We start from the raw sequence: 23427 nt of genomic DNA, 5'->3' as shown, positions 1-23427 counted from the left end.
TCTATTAAGGAGTAGGGATTAATTACGTTGCCAAAAAGCATTTTTTAAAATTTACTATGTAGCGTGCTTTTCTGGTTTTTTGTAGAATTTTTCTGTAAAAATGATGTAGGTCATTGTGTGTCTTTTATAACTCTCGTAACTTTTGAATAGTTAATAAAATGCGAAAAATTTACTCAATGTTGAGTATTTGTTTAATATATAAAATTTAATAATCATGAAAACTAAACAATTTATTACAGGTGTTTTTTCTATGCTCATTATATATTGCTTTGCCTTCACATTTGTAGGGTGTAGTGATGATGATGGAGGTATAGATGAACCAGCAATTTTGAATTATAGAGTTGCAGAAAAAGTTAGTACTGAAATTTCCGGATCAAATATTTATGAAGACAAATCTGTTTATAATTATATTGATAATCGTTTAATGGAAATCATTGAACTCGATAAGGAAAATGGAAGCTGGATAGACGATAGAAAAACAGAATTTGAGTATAATGGGGATTGGGTGTCTTCAAGTCGTTATTACAAAGATGGAGATGAATGGGTATCACAAGGTATGCAGTCGTCAGATCAAATAAAAATTGTAGATGGAAAAATTGTAGAAATTAAATATACATCTATAAATTATACTTCAAGTACGGTTTATACCTATAGTGGAGATAAAATAATTAAAGTTGAGAGTTTCACTAATGGAGAATTAAATAGCAAGTATGTGTGTACGTATGACGGAGATAACTTAGATGAAATTATTGAGTACGATTACAATGGTGGTATTGAAGAATTTGACTACAAATACGAATTCTCTTATACAAATGGAAATTTAACAGAGCTATTATCATATTATTTTAATGAGGGAGTATGGAAAAATTCTGATAAAGATGTATACTCATATTCTGGAAATAAAGTGACGCAAATAGATGATTACGATTATAATAGTTTTACTGAAACTTGGGAATTAGATGATAGTGTATACTATAGCTATAATAATCTGGGACTTTTAGAGTCTATTTCTGAGAGTGGTGAAGGATGGTCATGGGAAGAAATGTACACTTATGAAGATGGTATAGGTAATTATAAACTATTACAAGGTGAAGGAGGTTATTATGAGATTTTCAATTATCCTACTGCTCAAAGAACAAGCGATACTAATGCAAGTACTGATGATAGAGCATTAAATTTAAAACGATTTCTATTGCATTAGAATACACAATTTAGTGAGCTATATTAGAATGTGTTCTTGTTATTAGCTTATTTTTAAGCTTCCAAAAATTAAAAAGACCTTACATATGTGTAGGGTCTTTTTGTTTTGATAGTTTCTGCTTAGCAAATGACTATTTATGATATGTCAGATACTTTTTTATCTAGCTTAATTCAATTTAAATCAATTTTAGTTTTCTGGCTTCTAATAAATATAGAACAGCTACAGAGCAATATGGCTGCCAAGCTTTTGAAATGTTTAACATTTCAGTTTTTAAGTTCTGAGAATCGTCAATTACATAAAGCTTAGACATTATTTTTTTAACCTGATAATCATCAGTGGGAAAAATATTTTTTCTCCCTAGAGTAAATAATAAGACCATATCTATACTCCAGTGACTAATACCTTTGATTGGTAAAAGTAGATTTCTAATGTGATTGTCTTCTGCCAATTCCCAATCGAAATTTTTAAGCTCATGCGTTTCCCAATATTGTGTTATGTCAATTAGAGCATTATACTTTTGACGAGACATATTGATATGAGCTAAGCCAGATTCTCCAATGGAAAAAATGTTTTCGTGAGTTACCACTTGTTCATTGAGTAATTCTTTGAGTCTTTTAAATCTAATGGCTTTGCCACGATACCTGATCTGCATATCTAGAATACAGCTAACTAAATCTTCAAAAATAGAATTTGGAGACTCTAACTTAGGTATTGCATCAATATCAAAAATAACCTGTTGTAGTTTTGTATCGGTTTCATACAAATAATTTATGATATCACTAGTAATCAAATGTCTAAGGTGTTTAAATAATCAACTAATTGCCTAACAGCCTTCCCACGATGTCCAATGGTGTTCTTCTCATCCAAGGAAATTTCAGCAAATGTTTTATCATAACCTTCGGCTTTAAAAATCGGATCGTAACCAAACCCCTTATCGCCATGTTTGGTCGTAGTAATCTCACCTTTGCAAATTCCAGCGAATGTCTCCAATTTATCATTAAGATGTAGTGCAATAACTGTTTTAAACTGTGCTGTTCTGTTTGATTTAACTTTTAAATTTTCTAATAGTAAATTCATATTGTCATTGGCATCACGTTGCTCACCAGCATAACGTGCACTAAAGACACCAGGCTCTCCGTTAAGCGCCTCAACTTCTAGGCCTGTATCATCGGCAAAACAATTAAATCCGTAATGTGCTTTGATATACTCTGCTTTTTGAATGGCATTACCTTCAATGGTCAATTGTGTTTCAGGAACATCTTCAAAACAACCAATATCTTTAAGGCTAAGCAATTTGATATGTTTTGGAATCAAGCTTTGGACTTCCTTTAGCTTGTTGAGATTGTTTGTAGCGAAAACGAGTTGCATATGGATGATTGTTTGATTCAAAAGTATATATTTTTACTTAAATTGTGACTTAATTATTAACTTGATCAACCATGCTAACCAAACTCGGCGAACGATTTACAGATCTATTTCAAAAGTATATGCCAAGTGCATTTGTGTTTGCCATTCTTTTAACTTTAATAACGGCTTTAGCTGCTTACTTTTGGGTAGATACTAAACCTTTGGATATTATTAAGTCCTGGTATGATGGATTTTTTAATTTGTTGAGTTTTGGGATGCAGATTGTACTTATAATTGTAACGGGTTTTAGTATTGCCTTGTCACCAGCGATAAGACGAGGCATAGATAAACTAACCACGTTCATTAAAACACCAAAACAGGTGTATGCTTTTGTGCTAATTATAGGTTCATTATTATCCTTTGTGAGTTTTGGTTGGATAGTCATAACCTGTGTATTGGCAAGAGAATTAGCGATGCGAGTAAAAGGGGTTAATTATCCGTTTTTAATTGCTTGTGCTTATTTTTCCTTCGGAGGTTGGGTGAGTGGTTTATCAAGTTCAATTCCTTTACTGTTAAACACTGAAAATAATTTTTTAATCGAAGAAGGTATTTTAGCTTCTAAGATCTCCACAAGTTTTACTTTGGGTTCTATATTGAATATAGCTATGATACTCGTGTTTATGGTAGTAGCACCAATATTGTTTCTATGGTTAGTTCCCAAAAAAACAGATGGAAAAGAATTAAAAGATCTATTGCAGTCCAATTACCAATCTAACGAATCCTCAATAAAAGATGAAGCAGAAAGTTTCAAGTTGCCAGTTAAAGCAATATCTGATACTTTAAACAATACCTCAATACTGTCTTTGATCATTTTTACCATGGGATTGTCCTATGTCATTTATCATTTCGTGACCTTCGGTTTTGATGTTAATTTAAATATCATGATTTTCATTTTCTTGATGCTAGGCTTGTTGCTTCATAAAACGCCTATGCAATATAGTATAGCTATGAAACGCGCCAGTAGTAATATCTCAGGAATTTTGTTCCAGTATCCATTTTATGCTGGAATTATGGGTATTATGTTATATACGGGTATTGGCGAAAAACTTACAGCTATGTTGGTTTCGGTAATGACAATAGATAACTATCCGTTTTTTGCCTACATTACAGGAGGCTTGGTCAATTTTGCTATTCCTTCAGCAGGAGGAGAGTTTGCTGTTGTAGGACCAAGTATTATTCAGGCGGTTCAGGATATTGCTACAGGCCTACCTCAAAACGAAGTCACTGCTATGGTGTCTAGAGCGTCTATGTCAATTGCTTATGGAGAGAGCTTAAGTAATATGCTTCAGCCCTTTTTTATCTTATTAGTATTGCCAGTCATGGGAGCAGGAGTGAAGTTGCAAGCCAGAGATATTATGGGATATTTAGTATTACCGTTTGTGATATTCTTTGTGATTCAAACCTTGATGGTCCTCTATGTACCATTTTAATATTCTAAATTAATAATCAACGATGAAAAACCATCTTACGAGTTCTGTTTTATTTGTATTATCCATTTTGGTTTTTAACTGCGGAAGCAAACAGCCTGTCATTGAAGCGCAACCTGTTAAGGAGACTGTTGAACCGATTGAAAAGGCTGTAACTGATTCAGAGTTAATACAACAATATTTTAATAATGAATTTGAAAATTACAGAGATGCTCATAGTTCAACCTATACTGTCTTACCACCTGCGAGTGGAATAAACCCAGCTTTATTTCCCGAAGATATTGTGTTTAATTTTAAACAGATGTCTTATGCTTTATATAGTATTGAGTTGTTTCAGGATACTGCTATTGTTGCAAATTACTACGCTAAACTCGTATTTGAAAATAAACAATGGAAAGTAGATCGAATTTATTTGTACGACCTTCAGGAGGTTATGAGAGAAATCTATAAAAACACATATCAAGGGAAATCTAAAAGTGAGTTGTTAGTCAAATTTAAAAAAGAACGCAATTCATATATGGAGCGCAAAGGAATGCGTGATACGTTGCTATACAACAAGCGTTTAGGAGATTTTGATACTTATCTTTTGAAAGCTGAAAAGATCACTTTATTGAGTAAAACCGATAAAGACATTGTAGATTATTTCAAGTCTAATATCTCAAAATTTGAGGCTTTGTTATTAAATTTAAAAGATAAAACCTATTTAGATTCTTATGATTCTGAGCAAGGAGAGCTGTTAAAAAATTTGCTTTTAGAATCGTATAACTATGAGAATGATACCTATTACTTTTCAATTATTGGTGGTTTTGGCGAAGGCCTGGAAGGACAACAAATAGGCTTTTTAAAGGCAAAACCAAATGCAGTGGTGCGTCCATTGGATTTATTCTCAGGACGGGAACCTTATCTGTTAGCTATTCCTATTATGGATGGATGGTATCTTTACAAGCAGAAATAAACTTAGCTTAAATCAATAGTACAGCTTTTTGATTGTCCGAACCATTGAATCCGATGTTTTGAGGCTGTTTTGTAAATGTAGTCACGTATTAGCTTAGGAATAAAGGCTAATAAAGCAGCAACTCGTTTCCATTTAGGTATCTTAGATACAATTATCAAAAACCCATCAGAATGCGTTTTAACACCCTGTTCATCAATTAGGATAACCGTATCTAATTGCTCTGTTGGAAATCCATAAGCTGTTAACAGTTCTTGTCCGTAACTGGATTGGAATGCAACAAATTGAAAAAGATCTTCAGGCGCAAATTTCAACAACCATCCAACAACGCCATTACACAAATTGCATTCGCCGTCAAAAACGATAATATCTTTATTTCTTTCTGATTTCATGATTATAGGTTTTGCTATGTAAGTAGACGAATAAAAAAATAAATGCTTTCAAAATACTTCAATTTTTAGTTTTTTTTATGACATATGTCACCTTCAAAGACCAGTAAAATTTGTAAATTAGTATTAAGAAATTAACCTTTAAAACAAGAATGATTATGAATGTAACGATTAGATACGTAGATGTAGATATAAGTGAAACATTAAACACTTTTACAGAAGAGAAATTGAAGAAATTATTTGATAGATATGAGTTTTTAGTTGGTGCTGCAGTACGCTTTAAACAAGACGAAAATGATCACACAAACGGTAAGATTTGTGATATAGAATTAAGTTTGCCAGGACCACGTATTTTTGCGACATCTAATGAAAAGAATTATGAAGTTGCTGTAAAAGAAACGATTAGTGATTTAGTTCGTCAACTAAAAAAACGAAAAGAAGTCTATAAACCTTATTAGAACTAGCGATGATGATACGGCTCATTCTTAAGAATGGTAAAGCCACGATATAATTGCTCAATAACAAATAAGCGAATCATCTGATGGGAAAAGGTCATTTTTGATAATGACAGTTTCCCATTTGCTTTTTGATAGACTTCAGGTGAAAATCCGTAGGGACCTCCTATGACAAATACTAATTGTTTAATACCAGAATTCATATGTTTTTGTAAATATTGAGAAAAGCCAACGGAGTCTAATTGCTTGCCATTCTCATCCAGTAGGATCAAAACATCAGAATTATTAAGCTTACTTAAAATAAGTGCGCCTTCTTTTTGTTTTTGCTGAGCTTCACTTAAGTTTTTAACTTTCTTGATATCTGGAATAATCTCAAATTCAAATTTGATGTAAAAGCCCAGTCGCTTTTGATATTCATCAATTAGTGATTGAAGGTCTCTATTATCTGTTTTGCCAATGGCAAGAAGTTTAATTGTCATGTTTCAAAGTTATAATTTTTTGAAAGTTTTTAAGATGCAATTGCTATTTTTACAGTAAATATTGAAAATATGATTTCACAAGAACAATTCGATAAAGAAATAGAACTCATTATTGCTAACGCCATCAGAGAAGATGTAGGTGATGGAGACCATAGTTCTTTAGCCTGTATTCCTCCAAGTGCTCTAGGAAAAGCGAAACTCCTAGTCAAAGATGAAGGTGTTATTGCAGGTGTGGAATTTGCTAAACAAGTCTTTGCTCATGTGGATAGTAATATGAAGGTTGAGACACTAATAGAGGATGGAAGTCATGTGAAATATGGTGATATAGTTTTTTACGTTGAAGGTGCTTCACAATCTATTTTAAAAGCAGAACGATTAGTCTTAAACGCTATGCAACGAATGAGTGCTATTGCGACTAAAACAAAAGTGTTTGTCGACCTATTGGAAGGTACTGGAACTAAAATCTTAGATACAAGAAAAACAACACCTGGAATTAGAGCCTTGGAGAAATGGGCAGTAAAAATTGGAGGTGGTGAAAACCATAGATTTGCATTATATGATATGATTATGCTCAAGGACAATCATATTGATTTTTCAGGAGGTATTACCAAAGCGATCAACAAAACAAAACAGTATTTGAAAGACACTAATCGTGACTTAAAAATTATTGTTGAAGCAAGAAATCTTGAAGAGATTAAAGAGATTCTCGAAACTGAAGGCGTATATCGTATCTTAATCGATAACTTTAATTATGAAGATACAAGAACTGCAGTAAAATTGATTGGTGAGCAATGCCTAACTGAATCTTCTGGAGGAATTAACGAAAAAACCGTTAGGGCATATGCAGAATGCGGAGTAGATTATATTTCTTCAGGAGCGCTGACACATTCAGTGTATAATATGGATCTCAGTTTGAAAGCTGTATAATGTCAATTATTCCTAAACAACGACTACATGTCTAAATCTATTGAAGACAGACTTGCTAAGATTCCTGTAATTAATCTCATTGTAGATTTGTTAAAGCGTATCAAGTTGCCTGCACTAGAAGGACTGACATTATACGATCTATTAGAATTGTATGCTATTGGAATTTTTAAAGGCGCATTAACTACAAGAGCAAGTGCCATTGCGTTTAGCTTTTTTACAGCTATTTTTCCGTTTTTACTGTTTGTATTAATCTTGATACCATACATCCCAATAGATGATTTTAAGGTAGAATTTTTAATGTTTCTGGAATCATTTCTTCCACCTCAAACCTCTGATTTTTTCTTTACTAATATCTTTGAAAATCTGGAGAGTACAGAACGAGGCGGATTGATATCTTCTGTGTTTTTAATTTCTATAGTATTAATGGCTAATGGTGTAAGTGCTGTGTTCTCAGGATTTGAAAACTCCTATCATCAAGAACTCACCAGAAATGTATTTAAGCAATTCATGTATGCTTTAGGTGTAGCTTTGATACTGGCTTTTCTGGTTATATTGACTGTGGCTGTTTTTGGTTACTTTCAAATCTTTATCATCCAACCACTATATGAACAATTTGATACTTTAGAGGTTGCAACTAAAGACCCTAACTTGTTTTGGGTTGTGTTTTCTAAATACCTGTTCTTTGTAGTCATGCTTTATGTTGCTACAGCTACCTTGTATTATTTTGGTACTAAGGAGGGAAGACATTCAAAATTTTTCTCTGTAGGAGCATTATTTACAACGCTTTTAATCATTTTAACATCGTATTTATTTGGAGTATATATCGAGAATTTTTCACAGTATAATAAATTATATGGCTCCATAGGAGCATTGTTGATATTGCTGTTTTATCTGTGGTTAAATGCAAATATTTTATTGTTAGGTTATGAACTAAATGCAACCATTAGACGTTTAAGTAAGAAAAATGATAATGAAAATGAATAGATATATTCTGGTTTTAGTAATGCTTTTAGTGACGATTTCAGTATCCTCACAAACCATTTTTGGAAAATGGAAAACCGTAGACGATGAAACAGGTGAGGAGAAGTCTATTGTAGAAATTTATAAAGAAAATGGTAAAGTCTATGGTAAGATTATTGAAATTTTCGATCCAGAAAAACGAGACCTACCATGTAAATTTTGTAAAGGTGACGATTATAACAAACCAGTTTTAGGACTCCAGATCATTAAAAATATGATTAAAATTGGAGACGTATTTAAAAAAGGTACCATAACCAATCCTGAAGACGGTAAAGTCTACGATTGTAGATTAAAATTAGATGAAGACAATTCTAATAAACTTCAGGTAAGAGGTTATATTGCATTCTTTTTTCGCACACAGTATTGGATAAGAGCTGAAGATTGATGGACTATTTCATCAACGTCATATTACCAATTCCTTTAGAGAAAAGTTTTACTTACGCTATTTCCAAAGCTGAAGCCGATTTTCTCAAGCCAGGTATTCGTGTGTCTGTTCCTTTCGGAAAAACAAAAATCTACACAGCTTTAGTTATTGACATTCATAACAATGCACCTTTAGTTTACGAGGCTAAAGAGATTCATCAAATTTTAGATGAAACACCTGTTGTTACTTCTCAGCAATTACAACATTGGAAATGGATTGCCGAATATTACATGTGTACATTAGGAGATGTGATGCGAGCAGCTTTGCCAAGTGTCTTCATTTTAGAAAGTGAAACCATCATAAGCAAAAATGAAAATACGGTTGTTAATGATGAGGAATTAAAAGATGATGAGTTTGTAATCTATGAGGCGCTACACCATCAATCGTCCTTAAAAATTCAGGATCTTATGTCTATTCTGGATAAAAAAAATGTCTTACCTGTAATCAAGCGATTATTAGATAAAAATGCTATTTCTGTTCAGGAAGAGATCTATGAGAAATACAAACCAAAGCTAGTTAGATATGTAAAGTTAGGCACTGAGTTTTCTTCGGAAAACGGACTTCAAAACTTAATGGAAGATCTTAGTCGAGCTCCCAAACAGCGAGATGTAGTGATGACCTTGTTCTCTGTCTCTGCTCAAACTAAAAAACCTGTAAAGGTGTCTGATCTAACTTCGGAAAGTGGCGCATCTTCATCTATTGTAAAAGCATTAATTGATAAAGGAATTCTCGAAGAATATCATATCCAAACCGATCGCGTTCAGTATTCTGGAGACGATAATGAAGACTCAAAGCGATTAAATAAGCATCAGGAAAATGCTTTAAGTGACATACGAGAATCTTTTGAAAATAAGAACATTACACTTTTGCATGGTGTAACTTCCTCAGGTAAAACCGAAATTTATGTCAAACTCATCGAAGATCAGCTTGAAGCAAAAAGGCAAGTACTATATCTGCTTCCTGAGATTGCTTTAACGACTCAACTAGTGGAACGTCTTCAAAATTATTTTGGAGAAAAAGTTGCTGTATTTCACAGTAAGTATTCATCTCATGAGCGTGTTGAGGTTTGGAATAATGTCTTACAGAATGCTTCTAAAGCTCAGGTGATTCTTGGGGCACGTTCTTCGGTGCTTTTACCTTTTCAAAATCTAGGATTGATCATTGTTGATGAGGAGCATGAATCGTCTTATAAACAGTTTGATCCAGCACCACGATATCATGCACGTGATACAGCCATTGTATTGGCTAGTATCTTTCAGTGTAAAACACTATTGGGATCTGCTACACCAAGCTTGGAGAGTTATTATAATGCTAAGCAGGGAAAATATGGTTTGGTAGAATTGAATCAGCGCTATAATAATGTGCTGATGCCAGATATTGAATTGGTCGATATCAAGGATAAGCATAAACGAAAGCGTATGCAAGGTCATTTTAGTGATCGACTAATCGAGGAGATGACCGAAACTTTAAAGAATGGACATCAAATTATTCTGTTTCAGAATCGACGCGGATTTTCACCAATTGTAGAGTGTCACACCTGCGGACATTCACCTCAATGCCCAAATTGTGATGTGAGTTTAACATTTCACCAATATAAAAACCAGTTAAGATGCCATTATTGTGGTTATCATACTGTTATGCCTAAAACCTGTGAGGCCTGTGGTAGTGTTGAACTGGATAGTAAAGGCTTTGGTACAGAACAAGTAGAGCAGGAGGCAAAGCTGTTATTTCCAGAGCATAATGTGGCGCGTATGGATTTGGATACTACCAGAGGTAAATACGGTTATGAAAAAATTATTACTTCTTTAGAGCAAGGCGACATCGATATTTTGGTTGGTACGCAAATGCTAACCAAAGGATTAGATTTTAGAAATGTAAAACTTGTAGGCATCATGAATGCTGATAATATGCTCAACTTTCCCGATTTTAGAGCTCACGAACGCAGTTATCAACTTATGGCACAAGTTTCTGGAAGAGCAGGACGTACGGAAGAACGAGGAAAGGTATTGATACAAACGTATAATCCTTATCATAAGATCTTACAACAAGTCTCCACCAATAATTTTATTCAGATGTTTGAGGAACAATTGAATGAGCGTCATATTTATAAATATCCACCAATTTATAGGATGATAAAGATTACTTTAAAACATAAAGATTATCAAAAGGTCAATATTGGTGCTGAGTGGTACGCCAGATCGCTACGAACTGTTTTTGATAAGTATGTCTTAGGACCTGAGTTTCCGCCAGTGGCTAGAATTCGTAATCAGTATTTAAAGCATATTTTAGTGAAGATTCCGCAAAAACAATCACTGTCAAAAACAAAAGAAGCCATTATTAAAATTAATAATAGCTTCCTCAGTGTGAAAGATTTTAGGGCAATAAGAGTAATTTTAAATGTCGATAATTATTAAAAAGTTAATTAGTCAATCGTTTAACGTTATATCTCCAAACTAATAAAGTCTTAATGTCCTTTAAATATTGTTTAAGGCATCAACAAGTTGGGTTTTCTTGTTTCTACTTAATGGAATCTCATAAGCGCCAACTTCTACGTTCTTGCTGTTAAATCGATCAACCTTGTCTAGGTTAACGATGTAAGATTTATGGATTCTTAGAAATTTACCTTCTGGTAATTCGTGCTCAAAAGCTTTCATTGTAGATAAAACGACAAGGCTGTTCTCTTCAGTAACTAATTTTACATAATCACCAAGGGCTTCGATCCATTTAATATCTTTAATGTAAACTTTTCGTTTTTTTAGATTACTTTTGACGAAGATGTGTTCGCCATCAGTTTCATTGAAATCTAGCTTTAATTTATGTTGTTCTAGCGCCTTTTCTACAGATTGATTGAATCTTTCCCTAGTTATAGGTTTTTGTAGGTAGTCGGTTGCATCATAATTAAAAGCTTTAAACGCGTATTCAGTTTTACCTGTAACGAAAATAATTTGGGGTTTGTTGTTGAGTACATCCAGCAATTCGAAACCGTTGAGGACTGGCATCTCAATATCCAAGAAGATAAGATCTACTTTATGAGTGTTAAGTCCATTTTTAGTTTCTAATGCGCTGCTGTATTCTGCAATAAGGTTAAGTGAGGAATGATTCTCAATTAACTTTACAATCGATAATCGTTGAATCGCAGAATCATCAACTACTACACAGTTTAAAGTCATAACATTATTATATTTTAGGTTAAGATATCGACAATAGTACGAAAAATTCGGATAAAAACCAAAAAACATCGGTAAAGTGTGATTTTTAACATTTTCTTAACATATTTTTGCCTTCTGAAATTTAATAAACAAAAACATTGCCAGAATTAGAAATAATAGTTATTTTTGCACTCATTTTTAACACAATAAATAGATTTTTATGAATCATTATGAAACTGTTTTCATCTTAAATCCCGTTTTATCTGATGACCAGATAAAGGAAACAGTAAAGAAATATGAAGATTTTCTTGTTTCTAGAGGAGCGAAGATGGTAGCCAAAGAAGATTGGGGCTTAAAAAAATTAGCATACCCAATTCAAAACAAAAAGAGTGGATTTTACCACTTATTTGAGTACACTGTAGATGGAGAAGTAATTAATCCATTAGAAGTAGAGTTTAGACGTGATGAGCGTTTTATGCGTTACTTAACAGTAAAATTAGACAAGCATGCGATTGCTTGGGCAGAAAAGAGAAGAAACAGAGATAAACAAAAAGCGTAATTATGTCTTCAATTGAACAACAAGCAAAAGGAAAAAAAGATGGAGAGATTAGGTATCTAACTCCATTAAATATCGATACAACTAAAACGAAGAAATATTGTCGTTTTAAGAAATCTGGAATTAAGTATGTTGATTACAAAGATCCAGATTGGTTATTAGGTTTTGTAAACGAACAAGGTAAAATCTTACCAAGACGTTTAACAGGAACATCTTTAAAATACCAAAGAAAAGTATCTGTAGCCGTAAAGAGAGCGCGTCATTTAGCGTTAATGCCATACGTAGCAGATTTATTAAAATAAAATACCAATAACTATGGAACTTATATTAAAACAAGACGTTGAGAACTTAGGATTTAAAGACGATATTGTAACAGTAAAGAACGGTTATGGTAGAAACTTTTTAATTCCTCAAGGACAAGCTGTAATGGCGACGTCATCTGCTAAGAAAGTATTAGCAGAAACATTAAAGCAAAGAGCTTACAAAGAAAAATCAATTATTGAAGCAGCACAAAAAACTGCAGATGCTATCAAGGATCTTGAAATTAAAATTTCATCTAAAGTAGGATCTGGAGACAAATTATTTGGATCTGTAAACAATATTGATTTAGCTAACGCATTACAAAAAGCTGGTCACGAGATTGATAAAAAATTCATCTCTGTTGCTGGTGGAACTGTAAAACGTTTAGGGAAATACGACGCTGTTGTAAGATTACACAGAGAAGTATCAGTTGATTTACCATTTGAAGTTGTAGCTGAAGCTTAATTTTCAAATACATTATAACACTAAGCCTCAACTTACCGTTGAGGCTTTTTTCTGATTATTTTTTAAAAGCATAAATAATGAAGTACTCAAGACTAACAAAAGAACAGTTTGAAGAACTCCACCAGGAATTCATCAATTTTCTAGCTACGCAATCCATAACTGCAGATGAATGGACAGATATCAAAGCGAATAAGCCTGAAGTTGCTGAGCAAGAATTAGATGTGTTTAGCGATTTGATCTGGGAAGGTGTCTTGTCTAAAGTCGATTACCTCGAACATATTTCACCACAGCAAATGCACCTCTTTCATTGCACCGAAAAGCATATGCGCTTAATTGCTCTCAAAATAAAAAACACCGAAATAGATATCACTACAACAGAAGGTTATCACTGGTTTAGAGAGAACTTGATGTCTGATGATATCGAATTTTTTACTGCAAAAAAAGAGTATTCAGACGATAAAGGTGCCGATAAATTTAAACTTATTCAAGAAGGTGCTAACATCACTAAAGGTCAATTATACCAGTATTTTGAAAATTTAGTAGGTAAATAATGGCGTTTAGTTGTTTGACGTTAAGTCGTTGAGTTGTTACTCACTCTTGCTTTTTAATTTAAAGCTTGTCATTCAGAGCGCTAGCGAAGAATCTTTCAGTTTAAATTTTACTAAGATTCTTCAGTCGTACCTCCTTCTGAATGACATTTGTACTTATCTTATTACAATTAGAAATCACTCCACAGGAATATACATGTCAACAATGCATTTTTTTTCAGGATGCTCATTAAAGTTGTTGTGGTAAATTTCAAAGGGAGGTGCATCACGCTTTTTGTAACCATTATCATTCATCCATTTAAATAGATTCATCCAGGTCACAGGAAACACTTCAACACCAATTTCATAATGAGCAATAATATATTGTCCTGCATTAATAGTGGTTGAGACAACCTCGCCATCAGTGTTTACAGGCTCGTCTACAACTAGACAACAGGTCATTCTTACTTTATCTGGAGCTGTGATTTTAAAGCTATCGTAAAAGATAGTTGCCATTTTAAACTCAGAATTCCTTAACAATCCTTTTGATCCAGCCCATTCCAGCAGGCGATTAAAAGACTGATCTAACTGTTGTTTGCCTATACAGGTTATCCCAACAGTTTGTATGTTACCAATTGTTTTTACGTTAATGTTGGATGTCATATCTGTATCGTTTTTTTGATTGATATGACAAACATAATCCTCAAAAGTGGTAATGGGTTGTCCATTCTTGCTTTTCGCTTGACTAATCTTGCTATACTTGCCTTTACTATCTCTTCGGAAATTGGACGGACTCACACCATAGAACTTTTTAAAAGCTCTAGTAAATGATGAGTGACTTGTAAATCCGTATTGTGTTGATAACTCTGAAATCGTAATACCATCGCGATGTAGTATATCTGCAGAAGCTTTCTCTACACGCTTTCTGGCAATGTAATTATTAAGCGTTTCATTGGTGAACTGTTTGAACACACGATGAAAATGATAAGGCGAGTAATGTGCTATACTGGCAACACACTCTAATGATAGATCACTTTCGAGATGGTGTTCAATATAATGTAAGGCTTTATTAATGCTTTTGATATGTGCTGAGGAAAGCGTCATACTAGTTACTCATAACGCAACGATTCTACTGGATCAAGCTTAGCAGCTTTATTTGCAGGATATGATCCGGAAATCACAGCTACAATAAAGGTGATGACACTGGCCCAGATCATGGCAGTCCATGGAATCACAAATTTGAAGTCGACAATAGCTGCAAAACCAAAACCTAATAGGATTCCTAGAATGATTCCTAAAATTCCACCTAACTGACCAATGATAATGGTTTCGATAAAGAATTGAAATGCGATGGTACTTCGTTTTGCTCCAAGCGATTTACGCACACCAATTTCTCGTGTACGTTCAGTAACAGACACCAACATCATATTTAATAAGGCAATGGTAGAACCAAAAATGGTAATGATACTAATAATCCATGCAGCTGTTTCTAGAACACCTGTAATGGATCCAATTCTGTTGATAAGGTCGTCACTACGCTCTAAACCAAAGTTGTTTTCTTCAATAGGGTTCAAGCCTCTAATATTTCGGAATAATAAAATAGCTTCATCCTGAGCACCTTCAAGCATGTCTTTTTTATCAGTTTTGACACTCAAACTGTAATTGATATTAGCATTGGTAAAAATAGTCCGAGCCTTTTGTAATGGCATCAAAACACGTAAATCCTGATTATTCCCAAACGTCGCACCTTTTTCTTTTAAAACACCAATGACTTTAAATTTTGAACCTCTAATGCTTATGGTTTTGTTCAACGGGTTGACCTCGTCGAGTAATGCCTTCTTCAAATCACTACCAATAACACAAACGCTATTGCTATTCTCAACATCAAAATAGTTGAGTGCTCTACCAACTTCAACCTCCAATCCAGAATTTGCAATGAAGTTTTCATTAATCCCATATACCTGAACTTCAGGATCGGTTTTCTCGTTTTCATATTTAACTTCTGCAGTTCGTGTACCAAGGAATGAGATGGAAGTTTTTGTAAACGGAAAGTTATAATCTTCTTCAAAGGCTTTTACTTGTCGATAATTAATAACTGGATTTATCTTTTGAGCTTCGTCTCCACGACGTTGCGTATTAAACTCATATCGTTGGATATTAAAGGTATTGGCTCCCATGGATGAAAAATCACTGGATATGGTGTTTTCCAAAGCAGATACTGCACTTAAAATACCAACCAAGGCCGTAATGCCAATGGCTATGATTAAAACGGTAAGGATGGTACGTAACAGTTGACTTCTAATAGAATCAAAGGCAATGCGGATATTTTCTCTAACTAATGAAAACATAGTAAACTCTAAAGTTGGTTGCGTTTTATTGTAAGACTACAAAACAAGCATAAAGTTACTATAAAATTGAAATAACTTTCGAATGCGACTAAAATTTATAATATTTTTGTGAAGTTTGAAATGATAAATTCTGATAGATCTGTCATTTCGAGCGTAGTCGAGACATCTTAAAACAGATTCCTCTCGATTTAAATGAAACGTTTTATCAAAAAAGATTCCTGCTTTCGCAGGAAAAATTATGGCACAAAAACCAAGCATACCAAAAGGCACCAGAGATTTTAATCCGCAAGAGGTCGCAAAGCGAAATTATATTTTTAATACGATTCGTCGTGAGTTTGAAATGTTCGGATTTCAACCTATTGAAACCCCAAGCTTTGAAAACTCCAGTACCTTAATGGGAAAATATGGAGATGAAGGGGATCGCTTGATCTTTAAGATTTTGAATTCTGGAGACTATTTAAGTAAAGTTAATGATGAGTTATATCAAGCAAAAGATTCAAATAAGTTAACAGCTGGTATTTCAGAAAAAGCCCTTCGTTATGATCTAACCGTTCCGTTTGCGCGTTATGTGGTACAACACCAAAATGACATCGATTTTCCATTTAAACGATATCAGATACAACCGGTTTGGCGAGCAGATCGTCCGCAAAAAGGACGCTTTAGAGAATTCTATCAATGCGATGCTGATGTGGTAGGAAGTGATTCTTTATGGCAAGAAGTGGAGTTCGTACAGTTATATGATGCTGTGTTTACTGCGCTGAAACTTGAAGGAGTCACTATCAAAATCAATAATCGAAAGATATTATCAGGTATTGCCGAAGTGATTGGTGCTCAGGATAAGCTTATCGATTTTACTGTGGCTTTAGATAAGCTGGATAAAATAGGAGAGGAGAAGGTGAAAGCTGAAATGTTAGAAAAAGGGATTCCGCAATCTGGTATCGACAAGTTGCAACCGTTGTTTAACCTGAAGGGCAGCTTTGGAGATCAGATTAGTGAATTGAGATCGATTTTAGAGACTTCCGAAGAAGGAAAAAAGGGTATAGAGGAACTAGAATTTATAAACGATAATATTGATGTTCTTGGATTAAAAACAGCTAGTCTGCAACTGGATGTGACTTTAGCTCGTGGATTGAATTATTACACAGGTGCGATATTTGAAGTGGCAGCACCAGAAGGTGTGAAGATGGGATCTATTGGAGGTGGAGGTCGTTATGATGATCTCACTGGGATTTTCGGACTCAAAGATATGAGTGGTGTTGGAATTAGTTTTGGTTTGGATCGTATTGCTTTGGTGTTAGAGGATCTGGATTTATTTCCTGAGACCATAACCAATACGGTAAAAGTGCTCTTTATCAATTTTGGAACTACTGAAGCTATGGCTAGCATGAAGGCTATTAAAGCACTCCGCGAACAAGGTGTTAGTGCCGAATTATTTCCAGATAAAAAGAAAACCATCAAGCAATTCAATTATGCTAACAAGCGTGAAATTCCTTATGTGGTATTGCTAGGTGAGTCTGAGTTAGCATCAAGTACTTATACACTTAAAAATATGGAATCTGGTGAACAACAGCAGTTGAGTTTGAATCAGCTTATTTCAGAATTAAAATCATAAAAAAAAACCTCTTTCCAATTAAGGAAAGAGGCATTCTTAAGTTAAGATCACGGTAGATTTGGGTCTATTATTTCACCAAAACTTTCTTCGATAGCAAACCGCTTAAAGTATCTATCTTTAAAATGTAAGTTCCAGTGCTTAGGTTCTTAACTTTATATTCAGAATAGTCCAGTTCTGAAATATTTTCAATAGTTGTTATGTTTTGTCCGATCATGTTGTAAACCTCGATAGATCGAATGTCTACAAAATTAGGATTGAATAACGCAATGCTATCTGTGTCATTATTATAGAATACATCCACAGTATTTAGTTCCTGTTCCTCAGTACTTAGAGAATCGCCTTCACTGAAGGTTAATTCAAATCGATCTAAATACTCACCAGCTGCAAGGTAGAATTGGAAATCACTCTCTCTTAAATTGTGGTATGTATCATTTTCAATATCATGAATATAGATTTCGATATTATCAGGAACATTCTCTAAGGCATCAATAGTGATTGTATTTAATCCTCCGTCCTGAGTTTTAATACCTAATGGGTAAACGCTATGTGGTTCAGCTTCATTACTACCTTGAATGGTATATTTTTCATTGTCTATTAACCAGTATAGATCATCCATTTGGTTGTCGTAGATCTTTGCATCAAAAGCCCAATCGTAACCTGTTGTTGTAGTTTCATCGATTGTTAATAATAACTGTCTATGAATGGTATTAACAGAGTTGAACCCTAGTCTAAATTTCATACGATCATCAGTATCTTGATTGTAATTATATACTGTTGAATTTGGATCAGCATTTCTAACAAATATAGAAGTTCCTACGCCTTCTTTTCTGTAAATACGTTGTCCGTTATTAAAGTTTATCGTACCTGTATTTTCACCAACAACAAAGAATCCTTGACTTACCGGAATGTAACGCGCTGGTAATTTTGTTGGTGTACCACCAGTCCCTACATCTGGATCATTGGTTCCTAGTGAAGGTGCTGCTACACCACCAGAGAAGTTATACGTAGCATAACCACCTTGGTAGTCCTGTAGGTTATGGTTTCCTCCGCCCCAATGTTCCCAGAAATAAAGTGTACCACTAATTAAAGGGTTAGCACCAGCACCATCAATTGTTGGTCCGTTATCTGTAATAAATTGGTTAGCATCTATAGCAGAAGGGTATGGGTTTCCTACTAAATAATCGTTTCCAGTATTTAATGTAAGATTAATATCTCCATTATTTGGTTTTCCGAGGAATACATAATTTTGTAAATCTGTAATGGTTCCGGTTCCAGGTCCTTTCATGGTGAATCCTTCACCTGCATTGAGTGTTCCATTTCGTCTAACATGTTGCCATGCCGAATAGTCATCATCTGGTTGATTGGCAAATTTCCATATCCAATAATCAGCAATTCCAATTGGAGATCCACTTGTACCATCATATCCAGAATTAATGAAGTTAATTGGTGTTGTACCATCAAACATGACATCAGTAACTGTATACGAGTTGTTATTTGTTGTCGCATTACGCTCACCTACTGGTGATGACCAATAATTATATGTATAAAGATCTGCTGTACCCTGTTGGTCTTTCTCTAAAGCACCTGACGACGTAGGATCAAGATCACTACCTGTTTCCTGAACCAGTTGTGACTGACCTTCAAGATCAATTGTTCCATCGAGTTTTAAATAATGCGAAATGGTTAAACCGTTACCAGCTGCAGCATCTGCATTATCACCATCAAGGGTTAATTCTCCAGAATCTACATATAAACCGAGTACTTTACGGTCTCTACCTAATACAACTTCAGTGTCAATAGTGACATCGTGAGCTACTCTAACAATATTCCAGTCAATTGGTGTTGTACCATCAACTACAGATAATTCGTTAGGTATTGCTTGAATGGTACCATTTTCCCAGGTTGCATTATTCGTCCAGTCACCATCAGCTTGAGATTCATAAGGTAGTGGAGCCGTTTGACGGTCAACTGTATCCAGGTTTCTCAAGGCACCTTGATTACCATTTCCTGAAGCATCTTCAGTGTTGGTATACGTGTAAACAGACATTGGATAATATCCTGCCAGATCAGACCAAGGAATGGTTCCTACATCATTCTTAGTGATGGTTGTAGGTAATACTTTACCTGCACAAAATGTAGCGTTATTTTCTATTTCCTGATTCATGATGAAACGTAATTGGTCCTCAGTAAGAGCTCTATCCCAAACACGTACTTCATCAATATTTCCTCTAAAATGTCGTTGTGGTGCCGTTTTACCAGCCGCAGCAATAAAAAATGAATCATCAGTATCTACTGGAGCTGTTAAGTTTGCAGACGAATCTAATACACCATCAATATACAAAGATGCAGTAGTACCATCATAAATGACAGCAACATGATGCCATTCATCGTTAGGTACTTGTGCTGAAGATGTTAGTGTTCTACTTCCAGGATTTTTCCATGAAATATTTATACGGTTACTGTTTAAAATTCTGAAATCGTAACCTGTAGTAAACGCAACATTTCTTTTAGATACTATAGACTTTGTTCCACTATCAACAGCATCTCTTTTAATCCATGCTGAAATGGTAAATCCTGAAGGGTTTAGATCTAAGGCATCTTCCATATCTACATAATCTACAGAACCATCAAAATACACAGATCGTTCAACGATAACCTGAGGCGCATATCCGAAAGTGATAAATTTCACACCGTCAAAATCGTAATTTGTTTCAAGATTTCCACTTCCATCAGGAGTCATAATTCTGTAATCGGCTGTAGGGTCAAATACACCTGTGCTTGAAATGAACATGTAGTAATTACCAGGAGGTGTAATATTTCTAATAGCATCCTGAGGAATTCTTACTTTCACTGAAGGAATATCTCCACCAGTTTCTTCAACTCTCCAAACACGTTGCATCGCTGTAAAAGATACATCAGTACTGAGAGCAGGCGTAATACCAGCACTCATGTTTACCGTTATGGTAGTTGCTGCCAGATTTAAATCAACACCATTATTACCCCATACCAAGTATTCTTTATCATTAAATGTAGTAGGATCTGTAGCCGCATGTTCACTATTAGTATCATAAATATCATTCAATCCCATGGTTAATATCCCTTCAATTCTACCAGTGCCATCAGCAGCATCATTGACACTTCTGGATTGTAATTGGTTTAATTCTGAATCATCATCTCTACCTATTCCAGCAATATCATAATTGTATGCGCCAGAATTTGCAGATTGGTCCCATATGACATCACCATCACTATTTACATAATCTTGGGATGTTCCGTTGACACCTAAAGTAATTCCATACTTAATCGCTAAATAAGATTGTATTCTGTTACGCTCTCTTGTTAAATCAGAATCATCTTTTCTATCATCAAACGTAATTACTTCAGCGATACGTCCGTCAAAACTACCAGCCCAGTATTGACTGCGGCCTAACCAAAATCTCCCATTGTTGACCATAGCATAGGCTGCAATATCATTGGTTAATGTACCTATCTGATTGGCATTGAAGTATAATTCCATATCTGTATCAGCAGCATTTTGTCTGATATTAATAATTTGGACTTGGTTATAATCAGTTCCAGTACCTATTTCTGCACGACCATAGCCGTCATCGTAACTAGGCGCTGGATTAGAAGCTGAAGATTCATTAGTTACTCCAATACAGTATGCGAAACGTTCGTCAATAAATCTTGCAGAATATCCTCCGTAACCAAACCCTGTTACATCTTCATCATAGGTTTGTCCTAACGGATCGGTACTTGTAAATGTATCTAATGGGATCATTGATGTTGTAATTTCTGGATCAGGCATTATAACTACAAACATATCGTTTGTATTAAAGCCACCAGTTCCTTTTAAGACATCTCTACTACCATTATTAATGATATAAGTCATATCCCGAGGAGCAGTATTCGGATTGTTTTCAAATTCTATTACTGGATTAAAGTTAAAGTTTCTGTTGATATTGTTTCGGTATACTGGTTCTTGTCCAGTCACCACAGTTTCAGCATGATTGCCTTTTCCATTATCAATCCATTGTGATACTCCCGAACCATCAGACGCTACAGAAGAGCCATCCAGTTGATCGGCTCTTAACCATAAATCAAGATCGTTTGTAATACCACCAGGACCAGTTGTTGGGTTTTGAAATGTAGTTCCTATGATACTTATGGCATCAATCATAACAGTATCACTATTATTGTTAGCTCTAGGTCGAATTCTAAATTGACCAGTTGGTAATACAGGAAATGTGTAATCGGCAGCAAATATTGTAGCTGTTTTACCGTAAAAAATCGTACTATTGGTACTCTCAAAATCTCCATTTTTATTGACGACATCTCCTGATCGATAGGTGGCAATGATTTGCCATGAAGAACCAAGACCTCCATGATTATATTCAATAATAAAATCTTCTCCATTTTCCATACTGTAAGCAGAGAAAAAGAACTTGATGTCAATTTTGTCATAAAGAAAGAGACTATAATTGGGAGAGGTCATCGTGGAGTTTGTAGGTGTTGAACCATTACGTATCCAATAACTATGCGTGCCTTCGTAAGCCCAAGTGGCATTATTATTACGAAAAGCTTGCGATGCTCCTGACCAACCTTGGGTTCCTGATTCAAAATCGTAATAACCTATAGTTGTTGTCGTTTGGGAGTGTGATATGCATATGGTTAATAATGTAAAAACCAATAGAGCATACTTTTTCTGAAAAAAAGTAGAAATTTTCATAAGCGGTTAAATTTTAGTTTGGGACTAATAAATTATGATACAAATGTATCTTATAACTCCTTGAAATGCAAATTTATTCGACGAAATGCGTAAATGATTTTTAATTCACTGATTACTAGTTGATTGAAAATCGCTGGGATTTCACATTGCTTTAGTATATTACTCTATCCTTTCTTTGTTGATTATTAGATATTTATATGAAAAAAAAGCTGAATCATACAATTCAGCTTTTTTTATTCAATAAGGATTATGTTTAAAACTTGATCAGTTTCTTAGTTACCGTAATTCCATTATCTCTATTTGAGATTTTTATGAAATATGGTGCTTGTTCTAATCGATCAAGATCATTTATAATAATTGTACCATCAATACTTGATTTTCTTTTCTTGTAAACCACACGACCATTCAGATCATATATATTTATTTCAAATTCACTTCCATTTAAGCTTAATGGTAGATTAATATTGATTGTTGTTTCAAACGGATTTGGTTTTATAGTAATATCTCTACTATTCACTTCTCCTGTACTTAGAGTACTATCATCAATTCCATCACAGTCTTCATCAATTCCATTATCTGGAATTTCAGTTGCACCTGGATAGATCATGTCATTAGTATCATCACAATCTGTATTGTCGGTTACATATCCTGTTGGAAGCGTACAATCAACTACAGTGTTGTCTGGATCTCCAAATCCGTCGTTGTCTGTATCCGCGTAATATGTTACACCTGTTCCATTATCAGTTACTTCCCAAGCACATGTGGTATTATTAAACGTAGCCGTCTCGTAACATTCTGTTGCTGGTTCTGCAGGTTGAGTTCCTGTAATTTCCCAAACACACGTCGTATTATTAAACGTAGCCGTCTCATAACATTCTGTTGCTGGTTCTGCAGGTTGAGTTCCTGTAATTTCCCAAGCACATGTGGTATTATTAAACGTAGCCGTTTCGTAACACTCTGTTGCTGGTTCTGCAGGTTGAGTTCCTGTGATTTCCCAAGCACATGTGGTATTATTAAACGTTGCTGTTTCGTAACATTCTGTTGCAGGTTCTGCAGGTTG

22 protein-coding genes are annotated in these 23427 nt (G+C 34.5%); 13 read left to right on the top strand and 9 right to left on the bottom strand.

The window, feature by feature from the left end; translation table 11 throughout:
- Positions 1-214 precede the first annotated feature (214 nt).
- The gene (locus Q0951_RS06890) at positions 215-1201 is read left to right on the top strand and encodes a hypothetical protein (protein WP_299335740.1); all 987 of its coding nucleotides are present in this window, start codon (positions 215-217) and stop codon (positions 1199-1201) included.
- A gap of 175 nt (positions 1202-1376) precedes the next feature.
- Here the strand turns inward: Q0951_RS06890 and Q0951_RS06885 are convergent, their stop codons facing one another.
- A complete protein-coding gene (locus Q0951_RS06885; RefSeq protein WP_299335738.1) occupies positions 1377-1991 on the bottom strand; it encodes a hypothetical protein in 615 nt (204 codons plus the stop codon).
- Entirely contained in the window at positions 1988-2569 is a 582-nt protein-coding gene (locus tag Q0951_RS06880) for a non-canonical purine NTP diphosphatase (protein ID WP_299335736.1), read from the bottom strand. The genes Q0951_RS06885 and Q0951_RS06880 overlap by 4 nt, the downstream gene beginning before the upstream one ends.
- A 71-nt stretch (positions 2570-2640) precedes the next feature.
- Here Q0951_RS06880 and Q0951_RS06875 point away from each other — a divergent pair, with 71 nt between their 5' ends.
- A complete protein-coding gene (locus tag Q0951_RS06875) occupies positions 2641-4038 on the top strand; it encodes a TIGR00366 family protein (RefSeq protein WP_299335734.1) in 1398 nt (465 codons plus the stop codon).
- Between the two features lie 22 nt (positions 4039-4060).
- Positions 4061-4990, top strand: coding sequence for a hypothetical protein (locus Q0951_RS06870; protein WP_299335732.1), 930 nt, complete (start codon positions 4061-4063; stop codon positions 4988-4990).
- 2 nt (positions 4991-4992) lie between these two features.
- Here the strand turns inward: Q0951_RS06870 and Q0951_RS06865 are convergent, their stop codons facing one another.
- Positions 4993-5379, bottom strand: coding sequence for a thiol-disulfide oxidoreductase DCC family protein (locus Q0951_RS06865; protein ID WP_299335730.1), 387 nt, complete (start codon positions 5377-5379; stop codon positions 4993-4995).
- Positions 5380-5534: 155 nt separating this feature from the next.
- Between Q0951_RS06865 and Q0951_RS06860 the strand changes: the two genes are divergently transcribed.
- Complete coding sequence (locus tag Q0951_RS06860; RefSeq protein WP_299335728.1) at positions 5535-5834, top strand: HPF/RaiA family ribosome-associated protein; 300 nt, start codon at positions 5535-5537, stop codon at positions 5832-5834.
- Positions 5835-5836: 2 nt separating this feature from the next.
- Here the strand turns inward: Q0951_RS06860 and rlmH are convergent, their stop codons facing one another.
- Positions 5837-6310, bottom strand: a complete 474-nt coding sequence (gene rlmH / locus Q0951_RS06855; RefSeq protein ID WP_299335726.1) for a 23S rRNA (pseudouridine(1915)-N(3))-methyltransferase RlmH — start codon at positions 6308-6310, stop codon at positions 5837-5839.
- Between the two features lie 69 nt (positions 6311-6379).
- Here rlmH and nadC point away from each other — a divergent pair, with 69 nt between their 5' ends.
- The 4 genes from nadC to priA are packed head-to-tail and all read left to right on the top strand — an operon-like array spanning position 6380 to position 11095.
- Entirely contained in the window at positions 6380-7237 is an 858-nt protein-coding gene (gene nadC / locus Q0951_RS06850; RefSeq protein WP_299335724.1) for a carboxylating nicotinate-nucleotide diphosphorylase, read from the top strand.
- Between the two features lie 27 nt (positions 7238-7264).
- Positions 7265-8221: a YihY/virulence factor BrkB family protein gene (locus tag Q0951_RS06845; protein ID WP_299335722.1), complete on the top strand. Its 957-nt coding sequence runs from the start codon at positions 7265-7267 to the stop codon at positions 8219-8221.
- The gene (locus Q0951_RS06840) at positions 8214-8642 is read left to right on the top strand and encodes a DUF2147 domain-containing protein (protein ID WP_299335720.1); all 429 of its coding nucleotides are present in this window, start codon (positions 8214-8216) and stop codon (positions 8640-8642) included. Before Q0951_RS06845 ends, Q0951_RS06840 begins: the two co-directional genes overlap by 8 nt.
- Positions 8642-11095 carry a primosomal protein N' gene (gene priA, locus Q0951_RS06835; protein ID WP_299335718.1) on the top strand — a complete coding sequence of 818 codons (2454 nt, stop codon included), beginning with the start codon at positions 8642-8644 and terminating at the stop codon, positions 11093-11095. The genes Q0951_RS06840 and priA overlap by 1 nt, the downstream gene beginning before the upstream one ends.
- A 60-nt stretch (positions 11096-11155) precedes the next feature.
- On the opposite strand, the gene Q0951_RS06830 is transcribed toward priA, so the two are convergent.
- Positions 11156-11851: a LytTR family DNA-binding domain-containing protein gene (locus Q0951_RS06830; protein WP_230937136.1), complete on the bottom strand. Its 696-nt coding sequence runs from the start codon at positions 11849-11851 to the stop codon at positions 11156-11158.
- Positions 11852-12050: 199 nt separating this feature from the next.
- Here Q0951_RS06830 and rpsF point away from each other — a divergent pair, with 199 nt between their 5' ends.
- The 4 genes from rpsF (at position 12051) to Q0951_RS06810 (ending at position 13702) form a co-directional block, all read left to right on the top strand.
- Entirely contained in the window at positions 12051-12389 is a 339-nt protein-coding gene (gene rpsF, locus Q0951_RS06825) for a 30S ribosomal protein S6 (protein WP_230937135.1), read from the top strand.
- On the top strand, positions 12389-12688 hold the full coding sequence (gene rpsR / locus Q0951_RS06820; RefSeq protein ID WP_299336139.1) for a 30S ribosomal protein S18: 300 nt from the start codon (positions 12389-12391) through the stop codon (positions 12686-12688). The genes rpsF and rpsR overlap by 1 nt, the downstream gene beginning before the upstream one ends.
- 13 nt (positions 12689-12701) lie before the next feature.
- On the top strand, positions 12702-13151 hold the full coding sequence (rplI, locus tag Q0951_RS06815; protein WP_299335716.1) for a 50S ribosomal protein L9: 450 nt from the start codon (positions 12702-12704) through the stop codon (positions 13149-13151).
- A 77-nt stretch (positions 13152-13228) separates the two neighbouring features.
- Positions 13229-13702, top strand: a complete 474-nt coding sequence (locus tag Q0951_RS06810) for a DUF6495 family protein (protein ID WP_299335714.1) — start codon at positions 13229-13231, stop codon at positions 13700-13702.
- A gap of 174 nt (positions 13703-13876) precedes the next feature.
- On the opposite strand, the gene Q0951_RS06805 is transcribed toward Q0951_RS06810, so the two are convergent.
- Together Q0951_RS06805 and Q0951_RS06800 are read right to left on the bottom strand one after the other, a co-directional pair.
- The gene (locus Q0951_RS06805) at positions 13877-14782 is read right to left on the bottom strand and encodes a GyrI-like domain-containing protein (RefSeq protein ID WP_299335712.1); all 906 of its coding nucleotides are present in this window, start codon (positions 14780-14782) and stop codon (positions 13877-13879) included.
- Positions 14783-14787: 5 nt separating this feature from the next.
- Complete coding sequence (locus Q0951_RS06800) at positions 14788-16026, bottom strand: ABC transporter permease (protein WP_299335710.1); 1239 nt, start codon at positions 16024-16026, stop codon at positions 14788-14790.
- Between the two features lie 238 nt (positions 16027-16264).
- Between Q0951_RS06800 and hisS the strand changes: the two genes are divergently transcribed.
- On the top strand, positions 16265-17638 hold the full coding sequence (hisS, locus tag Q0951_RS06795; protein ID WP_299335708.1) for a histidine--tRNA ligase: 1374 nt from the start codon (positions 16265-16267) through the stop codon (positions 17636-17638).
- 67 nt (positions 17639-17705) lie between these two features.
- Here the strand turns inward: hisS and Q0951_RS06790 are convergent, their stop codons facing one another.
- Entirely contained in the window at positions 17706-22367 is a 4662-nt protein-coding gene (locus tag Q0951_RS06790; RefSeq protein WP_299335706.1) for a LamG-like jellyroll fold domain-containing protein, read from the bottom strand.
- A 253-nt stretch (positions 22368-22620) separates the two neighbouring features.
- Positions 22621-23427, bottom strand: an 807-nt coding sequence (locus Q0951_RS06785) for a T9SS type A sorting domain-containing protein (protein WP_299335704.1), incomplete at its 5' end; no start/stop codon positions are given.

Origin of the sequence: uncultured Psychroserpens sp., from assembly GCF_947501425.1 — a bacterium.
Lineage (GTDB): Bacteria > Bacteroidota > Bacteroidia > Flavobacteriales > Flavobacteriaceae > Psychroserpens.
This window is presented reverse-complemented; position numbering and strand designations above follow the sequence as displayed.